The sequence below is a fragment of the Bartonella sp. PS17NMGDW genome (genome assembly GCF_042193555.1).
GTDB classification, from domain to species: Bacteria; Pseudomonadota; Alphaproteobacteria; order Rhizobiales; family Rhizobiaceae; genus Bartonella; species Bartonella grahamii.
In genome coordinates this window covers 1-675 of record NZ_JBHILY010000089.1, presented here as the reverse complement: position 1 = coordinate 675, position 675 = coordinate 1, and the positions used below count along the sequence as shown (strand labels likewise).

Here is a 675-nt window from a genome sequence, read left to right as displayed (position 1 = left end):
AAGGGAAAGCTCTAGTCAGGCTGTTCATCAGCAGAACAGCCACATTGTGGGCACCAATACTGTTCATAGCAGCAGTGGAGAAAATACCACATTAGCGGGTGCTGTTGTTTCTGGAAACCGCGTAGAGATGGAGATTGGGGGTGATTTCACCGTTGCCAGCCACAGTGATCATGAGAAAAGCTCTAGCAAACAGCAGTCAGTTTCTGTTGGGCATAATGGTGGGGGAAAGGCTGATGCAGCCACAAGCAATATGTCCTTTAACAAGGATCAATCCTCTAGCGATTATCATAGTGTTGTGGAACAATCTGGTGTTAAAGCCGGCGAAGGGGGTTTTGGTATCACTGTAAAGGATAAAACAACCTTGACAGGGGGGGATTATCGAGAGCACAGCGCCGGCAGAAAAAAACAGTCTGGTCACAGGCACCATTACAACCACGGATATTGCCAACAGTGCTAATGCACAAGCTAGCAGCCAAGGTTTAAGTTTTGCTACGGGTGGTCCCATGTATCAGGGCAAATATAGCATTGCGAAAAATATTGCTAAAAATGTCTTAGATCATGCAAAAGCCAAAGATGCAGCGGAAGGATACACCAAATCTGCGATTCATGATGGCACCATTGTGCTGACAAATGAAGCGGGGCAACTGGCATTGACAGGGCAGGGAGCAGACCAAG

At 47.3% G+C, this 675-nt stretch carries 1 pseudogene; it reads left to right on the top strand.

The window, feature by feature from the left end:
- Positions 1–675 (top strand): annotated as a pseudogene (locus tag ACFIJK_RS09435) (hemagglutinin repeat-containing protein); the annotation flags it as partial.